At 64.5% G+C, this 21,911-nt stretch carries 19 protein-coding genes; 15 read left to right on the plus strand and 4 right to left on the minus strand.

Annotated features, from left to right (window positions below; translation table 11 throughout):
* The first annotated feature begins 284 nt into the window (after positions 1-284).
* The 13 genes from rpsF to KHP60_RS02495 all read left to right on the plus strand — a co-directional run bounded on the left by rpsF (position 285) and on the right by KHP60_RS02495 (position 13,846).
* A complete protein-coding gene (gene rpsF / locus KHP60_RS02435; RefSeq protein WP_213561980.1) occupies positions 285-689 on the plus strand; it encodes a 30S ribosomal protein S6 in 405 nt (134 codons plus the stop codon).
* Between the two features lie 2 nt (positions 690-691).
* Positions 692-952 carry a 30S ribosomal protein S18 gene (gene rpsR / locus KHP60_RS02440; RefSeq protein WP_213561981.1) on the plus strand — a complete coding sequence of 87 codons (261 nt, stop codon included), beginning with the start codon at positions 692-694 and terminating at the stop codon, positions 950-952.
* A gap of 256 nt (positions 953-1,208) precedes the next feature.
* The gene (locus KHP60_RS02445) at positions 1,209-2,171 is read left to right on the plus strand and encodes a DUF2232 domain-containing protein (protein ID WP_213561982.1); all 963 of its coding nucleotides are present in this window, start codon (positions 1,209-1,211) and stop codon (positions 2,169-2,171) included.
* A 23-nt stretch (positions 2,172-2,194) separates the two neighbouring features.
* Complete coding sequence (rplI, locus tag KHP60_RS02450) at positions 2,195-2,761, plus strand: 50S ribosomal protein L9 (protein ID WP_213561983.1); 567 nt, start codon at positions 2,195-2,197, stop codon at positions 2,759-2,761.
* 402 nt (positions 2,762-3,163) lie between these two features.
* Positions 3,164-4,657 carry a replicative DNA helicase gene (locus tag KHP60_RS02455; protein ID WP_213561984.1) on the plus strand — a complete coding sequence of 498 codons (1,494 nt, stop codon included), beginning with the start codon at positions 3,164-3,166 and terminating at the stop codon, positions 4,655-4,657.
* Positions 4,654-5,820, plus strand: coding sequence for an alanine racemase (alr, locus tag KHP60_RS02460; RefSeq protein ID WP_249688446.1), 1,167 nt, complete (start codon positions 4,654-4,656; stop codon positions 5,818-5,820). The genes KHP60_RS02455 and alr overlap by 4 nt, the downstream gene beginning before the upstream one ends.
* Complete coding sequence (radA, locus tag KHP60_RS02465; protein WP_213561985.1) at positions 5,820-7,220, plus strand: DNA repair protein RadA; 1,401 nt, start codon at positions 5,820-5,822, stop codon at positions 7,218-7,220. The genes alr and radA overlap by 1 nt, the downstream gene beginning before the upstream one ends.
* 139 nt (positions 7,221-7,359) lie before the next feature.
* Positions 7,360-8,601: a calcium-binding protein gene (locus KHP60_RS02470; RefSeq protein ID WP_213561986.1), complete on the plus strand. Its 1,242-nt coding sequence runs from the start codon at positions 7,360-7,362 to the stop codon at positions 8,599-8,601.
* A gap of 185 nt (positions 8,602-8,786) precedes the next feature.
* Positions 8,787-9,803, plus strand: coding sequence for an NADP-dependent oxidoreductase (locus tag KHP60_RS02475; RefSeq protein WP_213561987.1), 1,017 nt, complete (start codon positions 8,787-8,789; stop codon positions 9,801-9,803).
* Between the two features lie 293 nt (positions 9,804-10,096).
* Positions 10,097-10,702, plus strand: coding sequence for a CvpA family protein (locus tag KHP60_RS02480; protein ID WP_213561988.1), 606 nt, complete (start codon positions 10,097-10,099; stop codon positions 10,700-10,702).
* Positions 10,703-10,812: 110 nt separating this feature from the next.
* Entirely contained in the window at positions 10,813-12,300 is a 1,488-nt protein-coding gene (purF, locus tag KHP60_RS02485) for an amidophosphoribosyltransferase (RefSeq protein ID WP_213561989.1), read from the plus strand.
* An 8-nt stretch (positions 12,301-12,308) separates the two neighbouring features.
* Positions 12,309-13,052, plus strand: coding sequence for an SDR family NAD(P)-dependent oxidoreductase (locus KHP60_RS02490; protein WP_213561990.1), 744 nt, complete (start codon positions 12,309-12,311; stop codon positions 13,050-13,052).
* Between the two features lie 173 nt (positions 13,053-13,225).
* Positions 13,226-13,846, plus strand: coding sequence for a LysE family translocator (locus KHP60_RS02495; protein WP_213561991.1), 621 nt, complete (start codon positions 13,226-13,228; stop codon positions 13,844-13,846).
* Here the strand turns inward: KHP60_RS02495 and KHP60_RS02500 are convergent.
* Positions 13,843-15,042 (minus strand): helix-turn-helix transcriptional regulator, encoded by a 1,200-nt coding sequence (locus KHP60_RS02500; protein ID WP_213561992.1) that lies wholly within the window; start codon positions 15,040-15,042, stop codon positions 13,843-13,845. The genes KHP60_RS02495 and KHP60_RS02500 overlap by 4 nt on opposite strands.
* A gap of 261 nt (positions 15,043-15,303) precedes the next feature.
* Here KHP60_RS02500 and KHP60_RS02505 point away from each other — a divergent pair, with 261 nt between their 5' ends.
* Positions 15,304-15,864 carry a M10 family metallopeptidase C-terminal domain-containing protein gene (locus KHP60_RS02505; protein ID WP_213561993.1) on the plus strand — a complete coding sequence of 187 codons (561 nt, stop codon included), beginning with the start codon at positions 15,304-15,306 and terminating at the stop codon, positions 15,862-15,864.
* 737 nt (positions 15,865-16,601) lie between these two features.
* Positions 16,602-18,998: an EAL domain-containing protein gene (locus tag KHP60_RS02510; protein WP_213561994.1), complete on the plus strand. Its 2,397-nt coding sequence runs from the start codon at positions 16,602-16,604 to the stop codon at positions 18,996-18,998.
* A 145-nt stretch (positions 18,999-19,143) separates the two neighbouring features.
* Here KHP60_RS02510 and der read toward each other — a convergent pair whose 3' ends face one another.
* From der to KHP60_RS02525, 3 genes are all read right to left on the minus strand, one after another.
* On the minus strand, positions 19,144-20,490 hold the full coding sequence (der, locus tag KHP60_RS02515) for a ribosome biogenesis GTPase Der (protein WP_213561995.1): 1,347 nt from the start codon (positions 20,488-20,490) through the stop codon (positions 19,144-19,146).
* A 13-nt stretch (positions 20,491-20,503) separates the two neighbouring features.
* On the minus strand, positions 20,504-21,178 hold the full coding sequence (locus KHP60_RS02520) for a tetratricopeptide repeat protein (protein WP_213561996.1): 675 nt from the start codon (positions 21,176-21,178) through the stop codon (positions 20,504-20,506).
* Between the two features lie 84 nt (positions 21,179-21,262).
* On the minus strand, positions 21,263-21,853 hold the full coding sequence (locus tag KHP60_RS02525) for an NnrU family protein (RefSeq protein WP_213561997.1): 591 nt from the start codon (positions 21,851-21,853) through the stop codon (positions 21,263-21,265).
* Positions 21,854-21,911: the final 58 nt, after the last annotated feature.

Here is a 21,911-nt window from a genome sequence, read left to right on the forward strand (position 1 = left end):
CTTGTGCCGGCACGACTGGACCTATCGAAGGCCGCCGCGCCCTTGCCTTCCGGCCGCAGATCGACTATAGCCCCCGCTTCGCGTTCGCTCCGGCCGGGGGCTGAACGGACGGCTTGGCTTGCCATGCAGGGTTTTCAGGACCCGTCGTCCCGTGTCTCCGCCTTCGACAATCGCTCGGGCCTTGCAGGCTCGAAGGGCTTGGCGCCGATCGGACGCGCGAAACGGCCAGGACACTCTTCATAACAGTGCCACGGCTTGAACCTCAAACCTGAGAAAGGCCCATTATGCCTCTCTATGAGCATATCTTCATGGCTCGCCAGGATGTCACCCCGCAGCAGGTCGAAGCTATGGTCGACCAGTACAAGGGCGTCATCGAGCAGAATGGCGGCAGCGTCGACAAGACCGAGATGTGGGGCGTGAAATCCCTCGCCTACCGCATCAAGAAGAACCGCAAGGCGCATTTCACGATGTTCAACCTCAACGCTCCCGCTCCTGCGGTGGCCGAGATGGAGCGTCAGATGCGCATCAACGAAGACATCCTTCGCTTCATGACCATCAAGGTCGAAGAGCTCGAGACCGAGCCGTCCGTGATGATGCAGAAGCGCGACCGTGACGAGCGCAAGGACCGGGAGCGCCGCGAGCGTGACGGCGGCGGCTTCGAAGGCGGCAACGAAGGCGAGGAGGCTTAATCATGGCATTTGGTGCTACTGGTGGGGCTGCCGGCGGCAGCCGTCGTCCGTTCTTCCGTCGCCGCAAGACCTGCCCCTTCTCGGGTCCCAACGCTCCGAAGATCGACTACAAGGACACGAAGCTCCTGTCCCGCTACATCTCCGAGCGCGGCAAGATCGTTCCTTCGCGCATCACGGCCGTGTCGGCCAAGAAGCAGCGTGAACTCGCCCAAGCGATCAAGCGCGCCCGCTTTCTGGGCCTTCTGCCTTACGTGATCCGCTAAGACCATCCGGCTGCCCGATCCGTCGGACAGCTATGCGAATAGCCATCCTCATCCTGAGGAGCCGCCATGGGCGGCGTCTCGAAGGACGAGGATGGCGGTTCCAGAGTTCTCTGGAGCCTCCTTCGAGACGCAGCTTCGCTGCTCCTCAGGATGAGGTCGAGGAGAATAGATTTTCATAGCCCAGCGGTGGAAACCCGCCGGGTCAGTTGGGGCCAGAGCCCCTAACCCTGCCATCGAGCAGCGGGACAGCGAGACGATGAATTTTGTTGCAACAGGCATAGGCGCGGGCCTCGTATCGGCCCTCCTGACCGCGGTGATCGTCAAGGCGACCCCGCTCGCGGCCGTGCTGTATCTTCTCGCCCCCATTCCCGTCCTGATCGTTTCCCTCGGCTGGGACCAGCGCTCCGGGCTGATTGCGGCTCTCGTCGGCGGACTCGCGATCGCGCTGATCCTGTCCCCGCTCAGCGGATTGGGCTTTGCCCTCATCACCGCCCTGCCCGCCTGGTGGCTGTCCTATCTCGCCCTCCTTGGGCGCCCCGGACCGGACGGGACCATGGAATGGTATCCGGTCGGGCGGCTCCTGGCCTGGATCGCGGCAACGGCCGCGCTCACCATCATCGCCGCCGGCGTGATCTCGACGGGCGGGGATTTCAGTGCCTTCGACCAGAATGCCCGCGCCGTGTCCGAGGCCTTCGTCAACACGCAGTTCACCACATCCGGACCGGACGCGCTCGACGCGGAAACCCGTGAGGAACTGGTCAGCATCTTCGCCCGCCTGACGCCTTTCCTTTCGGCGCAAGGCTTCGCGACCGTGCTGGCGCTCTATCTCTGGGCCGCCGCCCGGATCGTGCAGGCTTCCAAGCGCCTGCCGCGCCCTTGGCCATCGGTTCCGGAACTCGTGATGCCGCGGTCCGCCGGGCTGATCCTGGTCGGCGCCCTCGTCGTCGCCAGCTTCGAGGGCTTCATGGGCGCGCTGGGAATGGCCCTGTCGGGAGCCTTCCTCATGGCCTTCGCCCTGCAGGGCCTCGCCGCCATCCACGACCGTACGCGGGGCAAGTCCGGCCGCTCGTTCATCCTGTCGGCTCTGTACGTCCTCATCTTCATTACCCAGGGTATCCTCATGGTTGCCCTGGCCCTGTTCGGCATCGCCGACACCGTCTTCGGCCTGCGCCGCCGTTTCGGCACGCATCCGAATCCCCCGCCGACCCTTTCCACCTGATCACGAACCTAAAGGAGACAACCATGGAAGTGATCCTTCTCGAGCGCGTCGCAAAGCTCGGCCAGATGGGCGAGACCGTGAAGGTCCGCTCCGGCTATGCACGCAACTTCCTCCTGCCGCGCGGCAAGGCTCTGCGCGCCACCGAGGGCAACAAGAAGCATTTCGAGACCCAGCGCGCCCAGCTCGAGGCCCGGAATCTCGAGCGCCGCAAGGAAGCGGAAGTCGTCGGCGAGAAGCTGAACGGCCAGAGCTTCATCATCCTGCGCCAGTCCGGCGAGACCGGCGTGCTCTACGGCTCGGTCTCCACCCGCGACCTCGCCGAGATCATGACCCAGAACGGCTTCACGGTTGATCGCAACCAGGTCGTCCTGAACCAGCCGATCAAGACCATTGGTCTGCACAATGTGCCGGTCGCCCTCCACCCGGAGGTCGAGGTTCGCGTGACGATCAACGTCGCCCGCAGCCCCGAGGAAGCCGAGCGTCAGGCGCGCGGCGAGTCGGTCACGACCCGTGAAGAGACCAACCTGGACGATCTCGGCCTCGAGGTCGGCGCTGCCCTCGCTGAGGCCGGCGGCGACGAAGAGCTCTAAGATCTCTTCTTCATTCCCGGATGGGAATGAACCTTCACGACGTCATGGCCGGGCTTGTCCCGGCCATCCCGATCTTGTGAGACCCCGTGCTCTACGGATCGAGATCACCGGGACAAGGCCGGTGATGACGCGAGGAAGGACGGCAAGCTAGAGCAATTGCTCTAGTTCTTGATTTGTTCTAAAATCGCGCTCTCTGTCGATTCGACGGGGAGCGTTTTCTTTTGGGTTTCGGGCTTGTCGAAGAGTCAAGCTGCAACGCCTGCGAAAAGATGAACGGTGTGAGAATCGAGGACAGCGAGGACAGATCGGGAAGAGTCCCGGCTTCGTGTCCGCCCGGCAACCTTTAGGACACCAATTGCGGTCTAAGAGACTCTAACCCTTCTTTTGTTTTCGGAGCGCCGGATGGCCACCGCCAATGCCCTGATCGCCCGCCTCGAAGCTGCCGAGCCGCAGTTTCGGACGCCCCCCAGCAACATCGAAGCCGAACAGGCTCTGCTGGGTGCGATTCTGGTCAACAACGATGCCTATTACCGCGTCTCCGACTTCCTTGAGGCCGGCCATTTCATCGAGGACCTGCACCGGCGCATCTACGAGGTGGCGACGAGTCTCATCAAGGCGGGCAAGGTCGCGACTCCGATCACCATGAAGACATTCCTGGGCGACCAGGATCTCGGCGGCATCACGGTCTCCCAGTACCTCGCACGCCTGGCGGCCGAGGCGACGACCGTCATCAACGCCGAGGATTACGGCCGCACGATCTACGACCTCGCGGTGCGTCGGAACCTGATCAATATCGGCGAGGACATGGTGAACGTCGCCTTCGACGCGCCTGTCGACTCGGCTCCCCGCGACCAGATCGAGGAGGCGGAGCGGCGTCTCTACGCCCTCGCCGAAACCGGGCGCTACGACGGCGGCTTCCAGCGCTTCTCCGATGCGCTCACGGCCGCTATCGACATGGCGGCCGCCGCCTACAAGCGCGAAGGCGCCCTCTCGGGCATCTCGACGGGCCTCGTCGATCTCGACCGCTCGCTCGGCGGCCTGCAGCCGTCGGACCTGGTCATTCTCGCGGGACGCCCGGCGATGGGTAAGACCTCGCTGGTGACGAACATCGCGTTCAACATCGCCAAGGCCTACCAGGCCGAGAAGCAGCAGGACGGCACGCTGAAGACCGTCAACGGCGGTATCGTGGGCTTCTTCTCCCTCGAAATGTCGGCCGAGCAGCTCGCCACCCGTATCATCGCCGAGCAGTCCGGGGTGCCCTCCTACAAGATCCGCCGCGGCGACATGCGCGAGGACGACTTCTACAAGATCACCGAGGCCGCCCGCGAGATGCAGTCGATCCCGTTCTACATCGACCAGACCGGCGGCATCTCCATCGCGCAGCTTGCCGCCCGCGCCCGGCGTCTCAAGCGCCAGCGCGGCCTGGACATCCTCATCGTCGACTACCTCCAGCTCCTCTCCGGTTCCGCCAAGAAGGGCGAGAACCGCGTGCAGGAGCTCACCGAGATCACCACAGGCCTCAAGGCACTCGCCAAGGAGCTCTCGGTGCCGCTCGTCGCCCTGTCCCAGCTCTCCCGTCAGGTGGAATCCCGCGACGACAAACGGCCGCAGCTGTCGGACCTTCGTGAATCGGGCTCGATCGAGCAGGACGCCGACGTGGTCATGTTCGTTTACCGCGAGGAGTACTATCTGAAGAACAAGGAGCCGAAACCCGGCACCGAGGAATACTTCAAGTGGCAGACGGAGATGGATCAGGTCCACGGCAAGGCCGAAGTCATCATCGGAAAGCAGCGTCACGGACCGACAGGCACCGTGCAGCTGGCCTTCCAGGCCGACATCACCCGCTTCACCAACCTTGCGGATGAAGACAAACTCCCTGAACGGATTGGCGATTGACCAAGCTTACCTCGCAGACCAGTGCCGCTTGCAGCATCCCTGAGAACGCAGCCGGCGGCGTCCTCCATATCGATCTCGGTGCCCTCGCCTCTAACTGGCGCACCCTGCGTGACAACGCGGGCGGCGCAGAGACTGCTGCCGTGGTCAAGGCCAATGCCTATGGCATCGGCATCGAGAAGGCCGTCCCAGCGCTTGGCAAGGCCGGCTGCCGCACGTTCTTCGTGGCTCATCAGAGCGAGGCGATCCGCGTGCGCGCCGTTGCGCCCGATGCGACGATCTACGTGCTGAACGGACTGTTTGCCGGCACCTGCCCTACTTACGTGGGATTCGACCTGCGTCCCGTCCTCGGCTCCTTTGAGGAGATTGAGGAATGGGCCGGCTTCTGCCGTGCCCAAGGCCAGAGATGGAAGGCCGCGATTCATGTCGATACCGGCATGAACCGGCTCGGCCTCACCGTGCCGCAGGGATTGACGCTCAAGGACTCAGGCGCGCTGAAGGATTTCGAGACCGCCCTCCTCATGAGCCATTTCGTCAGCGCCGAAGAGAGCGAGAACCCGCTCAACCGGGAGCAGATCGAGGCGTTTCAGGCCGTGCGGGCGACTCTCCCCGGCATCCCGGCTTCTCTTGCCAATTCCTCCGGCATTTTCCTGAAGGAGAAGCCGCATTTCGATCTCGCCCGGCCGGGCTATGCGCTCTATGGCGGCAACCCGACCCCGGACCGGGACAACCCCATGAAGCCGGTCGTGGGGCTCCAGGCCCGGATCGTGCAGCTGCGCTGGGTCGAGGCGGATCACAGTGTCGGCTATAACGGCCGCTGGCTCGCTCTGGAAAAACGCCGCATCGCCACCCTTTCGGTCGGCTATGCGGACGGTTATCCGCGCGCCGCGAGCGCCCGTGGCAAGAGCGGCGACGAACTGCTTGCCGGCATGGCCCTGGTGGCAGGCACCCCCTGCCCCTTCGCCGGCAACATATCCATGGATCTGATCACGATCGACGTGACGGATGTGCCGGAGAACCAGGTTCAGCGCGGCGACACCGTCACTCTGATCGGCGGCGATCTGAGCCTCGACGAGGTCGGCCGCCGCGCCGGCACCATCGGCTACGAGATCCTGACCAATCTCGGATCGCGCTACGCCCGCACCTATCGCGGGGAGCAGGGCTGATGGCCAAGCGTCACCCCTCCTTCGTCTGCCAGGAATGCGGCGCGGTCTACAACCGCTGGAAAGGCAAATGCGAGGCCTGCGGCGGCTGGAACACCATCGCCGAGGAAGCTGGATCCGCAAGTCCGATGGCGGGACCGGTCGCCACACGGCCGTCCCGCGCCAAGGGCCGGATCTTTCCGCTCGAGGGTCTCTCCGGGGAGGCCAAGGAAGCGCCACGTACGCCCTCCGGCATTGCCGAACTCGACCGCGTCACCGGCGGGGGCTTCGTGCATGGCTCGATCATTCTGCTCGGCGGCGATCCCGGCATCGGCAAGTCGACCCTTCTGATGCAGGCCTCCGCGGCCCTCGCCAACCGGGGCGAGCGGGTCGCCTATATCTCGGGCGAAGAGGCGGTGGCGCAGGTGCGCCTGCGGGCGGAGCGTCTCGGCCTCGGCCAGGCGCCTGTCGAGCTCGCCTCGGAGACCAATGTCGAGGACATCATCGCGACCTTGAGCCAGGGTCGTCCGCCGGCGCTCGCCATCATCGACTCGATCCAGACCATGTGGACCGAGACGGTGGAATCCGCGCCCGGTACCGTGACCCAGGTCCGCGGCTCCGCCCAGGCGTTGATCCGCTTCGCGAAGACCACGGGCACGGCCGTCATTCTCGTCGGCCACGTGACCAAGGATGGGCAGATTGCCGGTCCCCGCGTCGTCGAGCACATGGTCGATGCGGTGGTCTCCTTCGAGGGTGATACGGGCCACCATTTCCGCATCATGCGCGCCGTGAAGAACCGCTTCGGCCCGACCGACGAGATCGGCGTGTTCGAGATGTCGGACCAGGGTCTGCGCGAGGTGCGCAACCCATCCGAGCTGTTCCTCGCGGGACGCGACATGGCAACTGCGGGAACGGCAGTCTTCGCCGGCATGGAGGGTACGCGACCGCTCCTGGTGGAAATCCAGGCCCTCGTCGCCCCGACCTCGCTTGGCACCCCGCGCCGCGCCGTCGTCGGCTGGGACCAGAGCCGCCTGTCCATGGTGCTCGCGGTGCTGGAAGCCCATGGCGGCCTGAAGCTCGGCATGCACGACGTCTATCTGAATGTCGCCGGCGGTCTGCGTATCACTGAGCCCGCCGCCGATCTGGCGGCGGCCGCGGCCCTGGTCTCGTCCTTGTCAGGCAATCCACTGCCGCCCGATACGGTCTATTTTGGAGAAATGGGTCTGTCCGGGGCGATCCGGCCGGTGGCCCAGGCGCAGGCGCGGCTGAAGGAGGCGGCGAAACTCGGCTTTTCCGGCGCCGTCGCACCGGCACTGCGCCTGGAGAAAGGCAAGCCGGAGAAACTGCCCCTCGCAACATCCTCCATCGGCCATATCACTGATCTTGTCGCAGGCATTGCGGCGCGCAGGCGCAGAGCCTCCTGACGGCTTGTTCCTTTGGCAGTCGCCCTAGGCCATTCGGTCTATTTGATCTGCAAATGATATTGTGTATCATTCACCCTCAGGTCTGCTGGATGACCTCATCGGCAGAAACAGCGACAGGCCTGGGATCCTGGGGGACGATATGGCAACGGTTATTCTTTCGAACTCGACAGTCATCGAGAATCCTCAAGTCGGCACGATTGTGGGCTACATCGGCGTCATTGGTGAGGGTGCCAGCGAGAACGCCAGCTTCAGATTGATCGATCCGGGCAGCGGCCGCTTCGAAATCAAGCCGATCTCCCAGGAAGGCATCTTGAATTGGGTGCTGGTCGTCAAAAACAGCGTGAACGGCGACGGCAGCAGCCTCTTCGATTTCGAGAACGATGCCCTCAATGACTTCACCTTCAAGATTTCCGCCACCGGAGACTTGGGTACCGTCGTCGCGACGACGACCTTCACGGTTTCTGTGACGGACAATACAGCTCCGACCGAGGTCATCCTGTCGAACAGCTCCGTGGACGAGCATGCGCAAACAGGTTCCGTGATCGGTTACCTCTGGACCTCCGATCCCGATGAAAACGACACCTTCACCTATACCCTGACCGACGATGCCGGCGGGCGCTTTGGCATTGTGGACGGTAATCTCGTGGTGAAGGACGGCTCTCTGCTGGATCACCAAGCTGCAAAGTCGCACCAGATCATGGTCGAGGTCAGAGATTTCGACGGTAACGTCCACACGGCCAACCTGACCATCAACGTGTCCGATGCCGTCGACATCCGGAACGGCACCGCAACGAACGACCGGCTCCTCGGCAGTGACGGAGCGGACGTGTTCAAAGGCATGTCCGGCCATGACACGCTCTATGGCCTCGCCGGCGACGATACCCTCTACGGCCTCACCGGCAACGACAAGCTTTATGGACTTGCCGGAAACGACACGCTCAACGGCGGTGCCGGCAAGGATTTCCTCTCCGGCGGCGGCGGTTCAGACACTTTCGTGTTCGATGCGCCGTTCAAAAAGGGCCATTTCGACCAAATCAGTGACTTCAGATCCGGTCAGGACAAGATCCAATTCGACCTCGATGGGTTGAAGGCATTCAAGGTCAAAGCTTCGAAGAGTGATCTTCTCGATCTCGCCAAGAAGGGGAAGCCGGACAAGAAATCTTCCGTCGGGCTCGACAAGGTCTTCAAGGAAGGTAACCTGGAGAAGAAATTCTTCACCGTTGGCACCACCGCCAAGGACGGCAACGACTACATTGTCTACAGCAAGAAAAGTGGGACAGTTTACCTCGATGCCGATGGCTCTGGCAGCGCGAAGCCGATCGAAATCCTGAAAATCAAGCCTGACGCCTCCCTATCCTTCAACGACTTTCTGTTCATCTGAGATTGGGTGTCGTCGCATGATCAAGCTCCGGCGGCATCCGCCGGAGCTTCTTCGTTTTTGGGCAAGCCGCTTCAAAGAGACCTCGGACGCTTAACGAACCGACTTGGCACCTGACCGTCGTCGGTGCATATCGCATTCACGACGGCCGATGACGTTGTGAACCGGTCACGCCCGAGGAGTTCTCAGTGACAGAACAGAACCTTCAAATCGTTCTCGCCTCGCGCCCTGTCGGGCGTCCGTCGCCCGACAACTTCCAATTCGTTCAGGCGCCGGTCCCGAGCCCAGGTGACGGCCAAGTTCTCCTCAAGATCCGGTATCTGTCGCTCGATCCCTACATGCGCGGCCGCATGAGCGCGGCTAAATCCTACGCGGCGGCCGTCGAGATTGGGCAGGTCATGGAGGGCGGCACGGTGGCCGAGGTGCTGGAGAGCCGTCACCCGGATTATGCTGTTGGCGATGTTGTTCTCTCCTATTCGGGCTGGCAGTCCTATGCCCTGTCCGATGGCACCGACCTGCGCAGGCTCGATTCGCAACAGGCACCTGTCACGACTGCGCTCGGTGTGCTCGGGATGCCGGGCTTCACGGCCTATGCCGGATTGCTCACCCTCGGACAGCCGAAGGCTGGAGAGACCGTGGTGGTGGCTGCGGCAAGCGGGCCCGTCGGCGCGACCGTCGGCCAGATCGCGCACATCAAAGGGGCGCGAGCGGTGGGAATCGCCGGCGGACCGGAGAAATGCGCACTGGTTCGCGACGTCTTCGGCTTCGATGTCGCTCTCGATCACCGCTCACCCAACTTTGCGGAGGATCTGCGGGAAGCCTGCCCGGATGGCATCGACGTCTATTTCGAGAATGTCGGGGGCAAGGTCTGGGACGCCGTGTTTCCGCTGCTGAACACCTTCGCCCGCGTCCCGGTCTGCGGACTTGTGGCGCAGTACAACAGCACCGGGCCGTTCGAGGGGCCCGATCGCCTGCCGAGCCTCATGCGCGACGTGCTCACCAAGAGCCTGACCATCCGCGGTTTCATCCAGCGCGAGTTCAGCGCACAGCGCCCGGACTTCTACCGGGAAATGGCGCAATGGATCGCCGAGGGACGGGTCAAGTACCAGGAAGACATCGTCGATGGACTGGAAAGCGCGCCAGAGGCCTTCATCGGGATGCTGGACGGCCGGAATTTCGGCAAGCTGATCGTGCAGGTTTCCTGAAGAGCCGCCCCTGTGCCGGTGATCCCGATCCGAACGACGCGGCATTTCACAGGATCGGGATGATCGGGACACGCCCGGCCATCAGGCTGATCAAGCCTTGCTGCCTATGACCGGCCGGACTTTCAGGACGAGCCAGAGGATTAGGAGCGAGCCTCTCGGGACAAGACCTCCGTTCCCCTTCGCACAACCTTCCGGCGTTCCAATGGTGACGAAAGCCTTTGTTAACGCTATAGAGCCAGGCTCTGAACCCGCAAAGGCGGCTCCATCCCTGTTATCTTGCGTAGGCCCGGCCCATGCCCTTTTCCGTTCTGGACCTCGTCGTCCTCGGTATCGTCCTGATCTCGGCGCTTCTTGCCGCCGTGCGCGGCTTCACCCGCGAAGTGCTCGCCATCGTGGCCTGGGTCGTCGCGGCCGCCGCGGCCTGGTATCTGCATCCGACGGCTCTTCCGATCGCGCAGCAATATATCAGCAGCAACACGGTGGCGCTGGTCGCCGCCATCGGCGGCATCTTCGTGATCACGCTGATCATCGTCTCGATCATCACGGTGCAAGTCTCCGACCTGATCCTCGATTCCCGCATCGGCGCCCTGGACCGGACGCTGGGACTGTTCTTCGGCGCAGCGCGCGGCTTCCTCATCTGCGTGATCGGCTGGGCCTTCCTGGGCTGGCTGCTCCAGGGCAAGGAGCCCGAATGGGCGGCGTCCTCCCGTACCCGGCCGGCGATGGAGAACACCCGCGACAACATCATCGCCATGCTGCCGGAGAATGCCGAGGCCCTGCTCCAGCGTCTGCGCAACAAGGAAGCGCCGACGGAAGCCGAGCCGGCGGAGCCCGATCCGCAGCGCCCGGCAGCGCCGGCCGCCCCCGCGGCCCCACCGGCGCCCCAGCGGCGCAGCTAAGTCTCAGGGATCACGTTTCCGACAGTGTTAGATTAGCCATTGGCGTTCGGCCCATGGCCGATTACATAAGGGCGGCGCCGGTGGGCGCGCGAATCCCAAGGATTTGATCGATGTCTGCTTTGTCCGAGACGTGGCAGGTCACCCCGAAGCAGGTGAACCTCGACCTCGACGGCGATACCCTGCGCGAAGAATGCGGCGTCTTCGGCATCTACGGACACCCGGATGCGGCCGCCATCACGGCGCTCGGCCTTCACGCGCTGCAGCACCGCGGCCAGGAGGCGGCGGGCATCGTGTCCTATAACGGATCGGTCTTCCACTCCGAGCGCAGACTGGGCCTCGTCGGCGACAATTTTTCCGACCGGGCGACCATCGAGCGCCTGGAGGGGCTCTCCGCCATCGGCCACACCCGCTACTCCACCACGGGCGAGACGGTCCTGCGGAACGTGCAGCCCCTCTTCGCCGAGCTCGACGGCGGTGGCTTTGCCGTAGCCCATAACGGCAACCTGACCAACGGCCTGACGCTTCGCCGCAACCTCATCCGGGATGGCGCAATCTGCCAGTCCACCACGGACACGGAGGTGATCGTCCACCTCGTGGCCCGCAGCCGCAAGGACCGGGTGATCGACCGCTTCGTCGAAGCCATCCAGAAGATCGAGGGCGCCTATGCCCTGGTGGCGCTCACCAACAAGAAGCTCATCGGAGCCCGGGACCCGCTGGGCATCCGCCCGCTGGTGCTGGGCGAACTCGACGGTCGCTACATTCTCGCGTCAGAGACCTGCGCGCTCGACATCATCGGCGCTCGCTTCGTCCGTGATATCGAGAACGGCGAATGCGTGGTGATCTCGGACGAGGGCATCGAATCCTTCCGCTTCGTGCCGAAGCAGACTCCCCGCCCCGACATTTTCGAATACATCTATTTCGCGCGTCCCGATTCCGTCGTGAACGGCCGCAGCGTCTACGATGTCCGCAAGGGCATGGGTCGCGAACTCGCGCTGGAATCGCCCGCCGATGCGGACGTGGTGATCCCGGTGCCGGATTCCGGCGTGCCGGCGGCCCTGGGTTACGCCCAGACATGCGGACTTCCCTATGAGCTTGGCATCATCCGCAACCATTACGTCGGCCGCACCTTCATCCAGCCGACCCAGTCGGTGCGCGAGCTCGGCGTGCGCATGAAGCACTCCGCCAACCGCGCGGCGATTGCCGGCAAGCGCATCGTGCTCGTAGACGACAGCCTCGTGCGCGGCACGACCTCGGTGAAGATCGTGCGCATGATGCGGGAGGCCGGCGCCAAGGAGGTCCACTTCCGCATCTCCAGCCCGCCGATTACCCACCCGGACTTCTATGGCATCGACACGCCGGAGAAGGAGAAGCTGCTCGCCGCCACCCACGACCTGGAGCAGATGCGCCAGTATATCGGGGCGGACTCGCTGGCGTTCCTGTCCATCGAGGGCGTCTACCGGGCCATGGGCGAGCAGGGCCGCAATCCGGCGCAGCCGCAATTCACCGACCACTGCTTCACGGGCGATTACCCGACGCCGCTGACGGATCTCACCGTCGCCACCCCGCGCCGTCTCGCCGTTCTCGCCGAAGCCGACTGAGCATCTCCATGGACAAGCCTCTCCTCAACCGGGTCGCGGTCGTCACCGGCGCTTCGCGCGGCATCGGCCGCGCGGCGGCGCTTGCCCTTGCCGAAGCCGGCGCGCACGTAATCGCCCTGGCCCGGACGCAGGGCGCGCTCGAATCCCTCGACGACGAGATCCGCGCCAAGGGCTCCTCGGCCACACTCGTGCCGGTGAACCTCAAGGATTTCGAAGCCCTCGACCGGCTCGGCGCCGCGATCCACGAGCGCTGGGGCAAGCTCGACATTCTCCTCGGCAATGCGGGCCAGCTCGGCGAGCTGGCCCCGATCACCCATGTCGACCAGCCGGTCTGGGACGAGGTGATGGCCGTCAACGTAACGGCCAATTACCGCCTGATTCGCTCCCTCGATCCGCTTCTCCGCGCCTCGGACGCGGGCCGCGCGATCTTCATCACGTCCGGCGCTGCCCACAGGCACAAGGCCTATTGGGGCGTCTATTCGGTGTCGAAGGCCGCTCTTGAAGCGCTGGTCCGCACCTACGCGGCCGAGACGGCGACGACCCCGGTCAGGGCCATGCTGCTCAATCCCGGCCCGCTTCGCACCGCCATGCGCCGTACGGCCATGCCGGGCGAGGATCCGCTGACCCTGAAGACGCCGGAAGATCTCGCCCCCCACATCGTGAAGCTCGCCCTTCCCTCATGGGCCGAGACCGGCAAGATCTACGACTTCACCCAGGACGGTAAGGTCGTCGAGCCGCAGATGCCGGCCTGACGGACCGATAGAATTTCTGCCTCCGCCCCAGCCTGAATGCTCCGTCTCCACCAAACGGTGGACGCGCCGCGCTGACCCTCGAGATAGCGTCGAGTCTCCTGCAAAAGGCGGTGTTCCGACCCGCACGCACCGGGACGAACGCTCGCCGCGACACGTCTCAGCGAGGCATGGTCATGACCGGCATGTCGGCATTCCTATCCGGGGCAACGGTTGGGTTCGTGATCACCGTGCCCATCGGTCCCATGAGTGTTCTCTGCATTCAGCGCGCGCTGATCTATGGCGCCATTGCGGGCTTCGCCACCGGCCTCGGGGCGGCGACCGTCCTGGTCATCTACACGACCTGCGCGGTACTCGGCGTCGGGCCCATCGTCACCCCGGTTCTCGGCAACAGCCAAGCCTTCATCTCGGCCGCCTCCGCCTGTCTCCTCCTCTGGTTCAGCGCCCGCGTTCTCAGGCGGACCGTATCGCTGACAGCGGCGGTCGCGCAGGAACGGGGAGCCGTCTCGTCCTATTGCAGCGCCGTTGCCTGCGCGTTGCTCAATCCCTTGACGCCGGCCCTGCTGGCGGCCGTCCTGCCGGCGGTCGCTTCCCCGGCTCCGACAGCCGCCTCCACGATGATCGCGGGCGTGTTCGCCGCATCGGTCACGTGGTGGCTGATCGTGAGCGGCAGCGTGGCCGCCCTGCGCTCGCGGCTGAACGTGACGGTCCTGAACCTCATCAACAAAGCCTCGGGCCTAATCCTCGGGGGGCTTGGCGTGCTGATGGCCGCGAACGCATGGGGTCTCAGTGTCTAGATCGGGTGGCCGAGATCTCCCTGCTGTTGCCGGGGCGGCCCCAGGTTGAGGGCTCCGGCATGGACGGGCTGGGTCATCTGCATCGTCAACCGGACCAGCTCCGTCTGGCGGGACACCCCGGTCTTGGCGAAGATATGGTCGAGATGAGTCTTCGCGGTCGACCGGGCAATGCTGAAATGCTGCGCGGTTTCGGCCAGGGTATGACCGGCCATGAGACTTTCCAGGATCCGGACCTCGGCGGCGGTGAGATTGAAGGCCCTGGCGAGCAGGCCGATCCCGGTCTGCTCGTCGGGCGCACCGACGAAGACGGCCGCGACCGCGTTGGGCTGCAGCCGCGTACGCAGGTCTCCCGTTGCCATCGGAAGCACGTGGGCGTAGGCCGGAGGCTGGTCGATGTCCGTCAGGCGGATCGCCGTGCTCGTCTCGCCGAGCTGCGTCTCGTTGCGGGCGGCCAGCATGATCGCCTTGCGGAGCTCACGGCTCGCCGACGACGCGCTCGCCGCCAGGACGCGCCGGATGCTCCGGATAGGGCCGCCGTTGCTCATCATGTGCTCGGCCGAGCGGTTCGCGTGCAGGATGCCGCCGCGCTCGTCGGTCAGCACGACCCCGCACCGGAGGGCATCCAGCGCTTCGGCCATGTGCGCACGCTCGATGGAGCGCACGTCCAGGATATCGCTGATCGTCACCGCCTTGCGCAGATGAGGCAGCAGCAGGCGGCCGAGTTCGACCTCGCGCGATGTGATGACGCCCTCCCGGGCGTGCCTCCCGAGGCCGATCTCCGCGAACTGCCGGTGCGTGTGCATGAGGAACATGTGCATGATGTCGACAATGCCCTGGGGCTTCAGGCATTCCTCCACATAAGGCGACGTCTGGACGTAGTCGGGGCTGAGGTGGACCGAGGTCACGAACATCTCGTCGATGGACGATTGCAGCGTCAGCCATTCCGTCAGCCGGGCATTGATCTCCCCGACGTGCCGTTCCGATTTGAGCCGCAGGAGGCTTGGCTCCCATCCGACGGCCTTGTTGATCAGGAAGCGGTTTTCTTGAATATCGTTCAGGGTGAGGGACACGACGGAGCAGCCGAATGTGTCCGCGACCTCCGACAGGGTCGGTTCCCAGCGGCCGGGATCGAGGGCGCAGTCGTAAATCGATCCGACCAATTCCGACAGCCTGCGATGCGACAGCACCTCACCCATCGGCCTTCCCTCCTGGGCTGGACCTTTTCCCATCCGGCCACATCCATCCCTTGGATGAGGTTATAGGGCGAAATTATTCCAACGAAACCCAAGCTGCGCAAGGGTTTCAGCGGCAATCGCCTTTCCGCGCGTACGCCGTGTCCGGATAAGGCAATTCGCCACAGGCGATGCTTCCAAATGTCATATCATTGCATTTACCGTTATTTGCTCTTATCCGGCACTCCTTCGGACGAAGGGCAGAATCAAACTGAGGACCACAAAATGAGCAGCAAGAAGACTACGCAATCCGCCTGGACCTTCGCGAGTGCCGGCGTGGACGCGCTTTGGGGCCAGAAGGCGGCCATCGCTCTTCCCCCGATCGGCACCCCCAGGGCAGACGTGCTGAAGGGGACCGACAACCTCGACGGCATCTATGGCATGGGCGGCAACGACACCATTTACGGCTACGGCGGCGGTGACGTTCTTGCCGGCGCAGCCGGGAACGACCGGCTCTATGGCGGCGCCGGGGCCGACACCTTCTTCTTCGATGCCAAGCTGAACGCGAAGACCAATGTCGACCGCATCATGGATTTTGACCCGAATGAGGACATGATCAGCCTGTCCCGCCAGGATTTCAGCAAGCTCAAAGCGGCCCGCACATTGAAGGCGGATGCGTTCCATGTCGGCAAGAAGGCTCACGATGCATCGGACCGCATCATCTACGACAAGGGTACCGGCACGCTCTACTTTGATCCCGACGGCACGGGCGCTGCGGCGCAGATCAAGTTTGCCGTTCTGGCCAACAGGGCCTTGTTGACCCACAAGGACCTCTCGGTGATCTGAGGCCATTGTCGAAAGTCGAGACCAGCCCCTCCGGATCGGAGGGGCTTTTTCGGTTCAAGGCTGCGCGCGCACGCGAACGGCTTCGTCGCCCGAATCCTTCGGCCGCCTCCGCCAGCGCCCTCCGAGCAAGGTCTCGAGGCTGGCGCGCTCCCTGATCCGGATCCCCGATGCTCCTGCGACCCCTCGAACCCGCATCGGCGAAGCGCCCGCGGCCCTCCGACGTCATCATCGACCCTGTGCCGGTGATCACGGTTGATTGAAGCCCGGCGCCTCACAGCATCGGGATGGCCGGGATGAGCCCGGCCATGACGGCAGAGGGTGTGACGAAGGCAGGTGCGGGACGAAAAAGTGTGTGGCTAAGGATAGGTCGTTCCAGGATGGACGCGCAGCGATGGGGACCGATTCCACTCACACGCGCCGCCCGATGGATCCCGGTCCCGACCTGCGGCTGCAACCCGGCAAAGGCCTGCACGTCCGGCGTTAACCCTGCTGCCCGATAAGCGCCTCCATGCGCCCGGCCTTTGTTGACTTGGCGAGGCGATACCTCATCTTACCAATCGGGATAGCTTCCCGAAAACCATGGCGGATTGGGGCTCACGTCGGCGAGCCGGTCCAAAGGCATGATGCCGCCCCGCCATTCCGGCGAAAGACCGGATGCTACTTTCCAGAATCTCCGTTTCAAACAGGCTTCCCGCGTGCGCGACATCGCTGCAGCGGTCCGCCTGCAAAGGTTCGTTATGCTGACAGTCTATGATTGTATCGTTTCCGAGCACGATCTCAGTCTCGTGGCTTTGGCAGCTCTGGTCTGTGCGCTGGCGTCGCTGACGGCGGTCAACCTCATGCATCATGTGCGCCGCTCCGACCGCAGCCGCATAGCCTGGCTCGGCATCGCCGCGGCCTCGACCGGGTTCGGAATCTGGGCCACGCATTTCATCGCCATGCTGGCGTTCTCCCCGTCCCTTCCGACCGCCTACAACGTCATCCTGACGGTCGTCTCGCTGGTCGCCGCCGTCGCGCTCACCGGCATCGGCTTCGGCGCCGCGCTCCTGGCCAAACACGCGGCCGCGCCCTGGCTCGGCGGCGCCCTGGTGGGAGGCGGCATCGCCGTCATGCATTATACCGGCATGGCCGCCTTCGAGGTCGCGGGCACCGTCGCGTGGGACCGCGCATTGGTGGCCGCCTCGATTCTGCTCGGCGCCCTGATCGGTGCGGCTTCCCTGTTCGTCGCGCTGCGGACATCCTCCCTTCACGCCAAGCTCATGGGAGCGCTGCTGCTCACGCTCGCGATCTGCAGCCACCATTTCACCGCCATGGGCGCGGTTGCCATCACGCCGGATCCGAGCATCGTGCTCTCCGCTTCGTCCATTCGTACCGAATGGCTCGCCATCGGCGTGGCGTTCGTCAGCCTCGCCATTCTCCTGCTCGCTGTCGTCGCCCTGAGCCTCGACATCCGCGAGCGCCGTCGCGCGTCGCTCGAGATGGAGCGCATGCGCGATCTCACCGATGCGGCGGTCGAGGGCCTCGTTCTCTGCGACGGCAATACGATCGTGACGGTCAATCAGAGCTTCGCGCAGTTGACCGGGCTCACGTCCGAGCAGATCGTGGGTCAGTCGCTCGCCGCATGGATTACGGATGGCTCGAAGCGCGACAAACTGTTCGCGTCCCTCGGTCAGGCCGTCGAAACCGAGCTGCGAAACGGCGACGGCACGCTACTCCCCGTGGAACTGATCGCCCGGCAGATCAACTACAACGGCGCTCTTCACAACGTGGTTGCGTTCCGGGATCTGCGCGACCGCAGGAATGCGGAGGCAAAGATCCGCTATCTGGCGCATCACGATCCTCTTACCGGCCTCGACAACCGCACGAGCTTCGATCATCGCCTGGATCGCGAAATCCGCCTGAATCGCCGAGCCAAGCGCCAGATGGCGCTGCTCTGCCTGGATCTCGACGGCTTCAAGGAGGTCAACGACATCTACGGCCATGCGACCGGCGACCGGGTCCTTCAGGACATTGCCAAGCATCTCTCGTCGGTCCTCGTCGACGGGCAGATGCTCGCACGCCTCGGCGGCGACGAGTTTGCCATCATCGCTCCTCATGTGACCGATCCCGCCCAGGTGGGACACCTTGCCGACACGCTGCTGAGAAGCCTCAAGTGGGATCAGGACGGCGTTCCGGCCGGGCTCGTATCGGTCAGCATCGGAATCGCGCTCTACCCGTCCGACGGCAAGGACCGCACGGAGCTTCTCTCCAGCGCCGATGCTGCCCTGTACCGCGCCAAGACCGAGGGCAAGGGCACCTACCGCTTCTTCGAGGCGGCCATGGGAGCGCAGATCCGGGAACGCCGCAGCATCGAGCACGATCTGCGCAGCGCCGTCGCCAACAACGAACTGAGCCTCGCGTATCAGCCGCAGGCGCAGGTCGACACGGGCGAGGTCAACGGTTTCGAAGTTCTGCTCCGCTGGACCCATCCGACGCGCGGCAACGTCCCGCCTTCCGTCTTCATTCCGATTGCGGAGGAAAGCGGACTGATCCTGAAGATCGGTGAATGGGTGATGCGGCAGGCCTGCCGCGAGGCCGCCACCTGGATGCGCCCGCTGACCATCGCGGTGAACGTCTCGGCACTGCAATTGACGAGCGACGGCTTCGTCGAATTCGTCCAGAGCACCTTGGACGGGACCAAGCTTCCGCCGGAGCGGCTGGAGATCGAGATCACCGAGACGGCGCTGATCCGCGATCCCAACCGCGCGCTCCAGACCCTACAGAGGCTGAAGGCGCTCGGCGTCAACATCGCCATGGACGATTTCGGGACGGGCTATTCCTCGCTCTCGAACCTGCGCGCCTTCCCGTTCGACAAGATCAAGATCGATCGCTCCTTCATCCAGTCGGTTCACACGAACCCGCAGGCCGCCGCCATCGTGCGCGCCGTGCTCGGGCTCGGGCGGGGCTTGGGCCTTCCTGTGATCGCGGAAGGCGTCGAGACCTCCGAAGAGCTGCGCTTTCTCGGGCTCGAGGGCTGCACCGAGGCGCAGGGCTACCTGTTCGGCCGTCCTGCTCCGATCCAGGAATTCGTGCCGCTGATTTCACACAACGTCGTCGTTCTGCCGCAGGCGCTCCGGAGAGCGGCCGCCGACTGAATCTGCCTTGCGTCCCGCTCCGGCGGGGGAAGCGTCATTCCCCCGCGGAGCGAAGGGGAAGGGAATTCATCGATCTGTATCGCGTTATGGATTCCCTTCCCGACCCTTGCGGGCCGCCGGGGATGACGCGGCGACTGAAGACGCCCTACTTCCGTTCCTTGTCGAACGGGTTCTGCCCCATGCGCAGGGACACGCGGATCGGGGTGCCGGGGAGATCGAAGGCCTCGCGCAGGCCGTTGACCAGGTAACGGGTATAGCTCTTCGGCAAGGCATCGAGTTGATTGCCGAACACGGCGAAATGCGGCGGGCGTGACTTCACCTGGGTCATGTAGCGAATCTTGATGCGGCGGCCCGAGACCGCGGGCGGCGGGTTCGCTTCCAGCGCCTCACCGAGCCACTGGTTGAGCCGCGCGGTAGAAATGCGCGTGTTCCACTTCTCATAGACCTGGAGCACGGCCTTCATCAGCGGATCGATGCCGCTGCCGGCCAATCCCGAGAGCGGCACCACCGGCGCGCCGCGAACCTGCGGCAGCAGACGGGTGGCTTTCTCCTTCAAGTCCTTCAGGAGCCCCTGCTGGTCGGCCACGAGGTCCCACTTGTTGAGTCCGATCACGAGGGCGCGGCCCTCCTGCTCCACCAGGTCGACGATGGAGAGATCCTGCTTCTCGAACGGGATCGTGGCATCGAGCAGAACCACCACCACCTCGGCGAAGCGTACGGCGCGCAGGGCATCGGCGACGGAAAGCTTTTCGAGCTTGTCCTCGACGCGGGCGCGCTTGCGCAGGCCCGCCGTGTCGAAGAGCTTGATCGCGCGTCCGCGCCAGTCCCAATCGAGCGAGATGGAATCACGGGTGATGCCGGCCTCCGGCCCCGTGAGCAGGCGATCCTCGCCGACCATGCGGTTGATGAGGGTGGACTTGCCCGCATTCGGGCGCCCGACGATGGCGACCTGCAGCGGCTTGTTCGGATCGTCCTCTTCCTCCTCCCCGTCGTTCGGATCGGGGAAGTAGGGCATCAGGGCCTCGAAGAGGTCGGCCAGGCCCTCGCCATGCTCGGCGGAGAGCGGCACCGGATCGCCCAGGCCAAGAGAGAATGCATCATAGGCACCGGCCATGCCGGCGCCGCCTTCCGCCTTGTTGGCGATGAGGATGACGGGCTTGCCGGAGCGCCGGACCATCTCGGCGAAGGGCCGGTCGGCCGGCAGAATGCCGACCCGGGCATCGATCACGAAGAGGATCACGTCCGCATCGCCGATGGCGGCTTCGGTCTGGGCGCGCATGCGGCCGAGAAGCGACTCTTCGGTCGCCTCCTCGAGGCCCGCCGTGTCGATGATGCGGAATTCGAGATCGCCGAGGCGTGCCTCGCCCTCGCGCCGGTCGCGGGTCACCCCCGGCCGGTCATCCACGAGCGCCAGCTTCTTGCCGACGAGTCGATTGAAGAGAGTCGATTTGCCGACATTCGGCCGCCCGACAATGGCGACGGTCGCCGTCATGTCTTTTCCTATCCTACTGGGTCGCCTGCACCGGACCGCCCGCCACGAGAGCGGTATAGATGGCAAGGCGCTGCCTTAAGGAGGAAGGCGTCTCGCGATCGGCGGCGATCTGGTCGAACCAACGACCGGCATAATCCATATCACCGGCCTTAAGGCCGGACAGTCCCAAGAGTTCCCGGGCCGAATGGCGCCAGGCACCTGACGGCGCCGCCAGCGGCTCCACGGCCTGACGCAACCCTGCGGGTTCGCCCGTGTCGATGCGCAACCAGGCGGCGCGCAGACGGGCCAGATCCTTCCAGAGCGGCGGAACGGAGGCGTCGCTGGTGAGAGCATCATAGGCCGAAGCGCCGTTTTCCGCGTTCTGCTGGCCGAGTTCGGCCGCAAGGCGGAAGCGGGCGAGCATGGCATAGCCGGTGGCGCCGTCCTCCTTGACCACAGTCTCGAAGGCAGTCTGCGCTTCCTGTCCCTTGTCCTCGGAGGACAGGCGCAGGGCCTCCTCGTAGCGCACGGCAGCCTCCTGCGCGCGGGTCTCCTGGGTATGCTGCCAGAAGCGCCAGCCGCCGACGCCCGCCACGATCAAAACCACGACGGCAATGATGATACCGTTGTAGCGCTTCCAGATCTGAGCCATCTGGTCGCGGCGGTACTCCTCATCGACTTCGCGAATGAACTCATCCTTCGGGGCCATCGTCTCACTCATGCGGCCTGCGCGGCCGCCTCCTGCAATCGAAGGAGGTCGCCTAACACACACGCCCGCACAAGGCGAGAGGCTTCATGCCCGCATAGGCAGGACCGGAACCCCGATCAGCCAGGGATGCAGCCAAATCACGAACGCGACGTAGACCGCCGTCCCGATGACCACTGCCAGCACATCGTTCCGCCAGCCGGCAGGTGCCGCGGTGCCCCCATGCTGAGCCGCCACGTCCTGGCGCTTGACGCTGATGCGGGCGAGCACTGCCCAGACCAGGACCGAGCCGAAGAGCAGGATCGAGCCGAGATCGCCGTTAGCAAGCAGATGCGCCAGGGCCCAGATCTTCACGCCGGCGAGCATAGGGTGCTTGAGCCGCGCCTTGATGCGACCGGGGAGATAGGCCGCAGCGAGGCAGATGAAGGCGAGCCAGACCAGAAGAAGCGCCAGGTGGCGGGTCCAGACCGGCGGATCCCAGACCGGGATGTAGCCGCTTGCGCGATACTGGCCGTAGCCGATGGCGATCAGGACAATGCCGAGAAGGGAGACAAGAGAGTATAGGCCCTTGTACGGCCCCTCGCCGATCCTGGCGATCATGGCCGCTCGACTGCCCCGCGCCATGCTGAAGGCATGCATGCCGAGAAAAATCACCAGGCCGAGTATCAGCAGTGTCACGGGCATCCTCCGGAGGGTAGGAACTTATAACCATTCCACTCCGGAAAACCAGTCAAGA

Source organism: Microvirga sp. 3-52 (assembly GCF_018383585.1).
Lineage (GTDB): Bacteria > Pseudomonadota > Alphaproteobacteria > Rhizobiales > Beijerinckiaceae > Microvirga.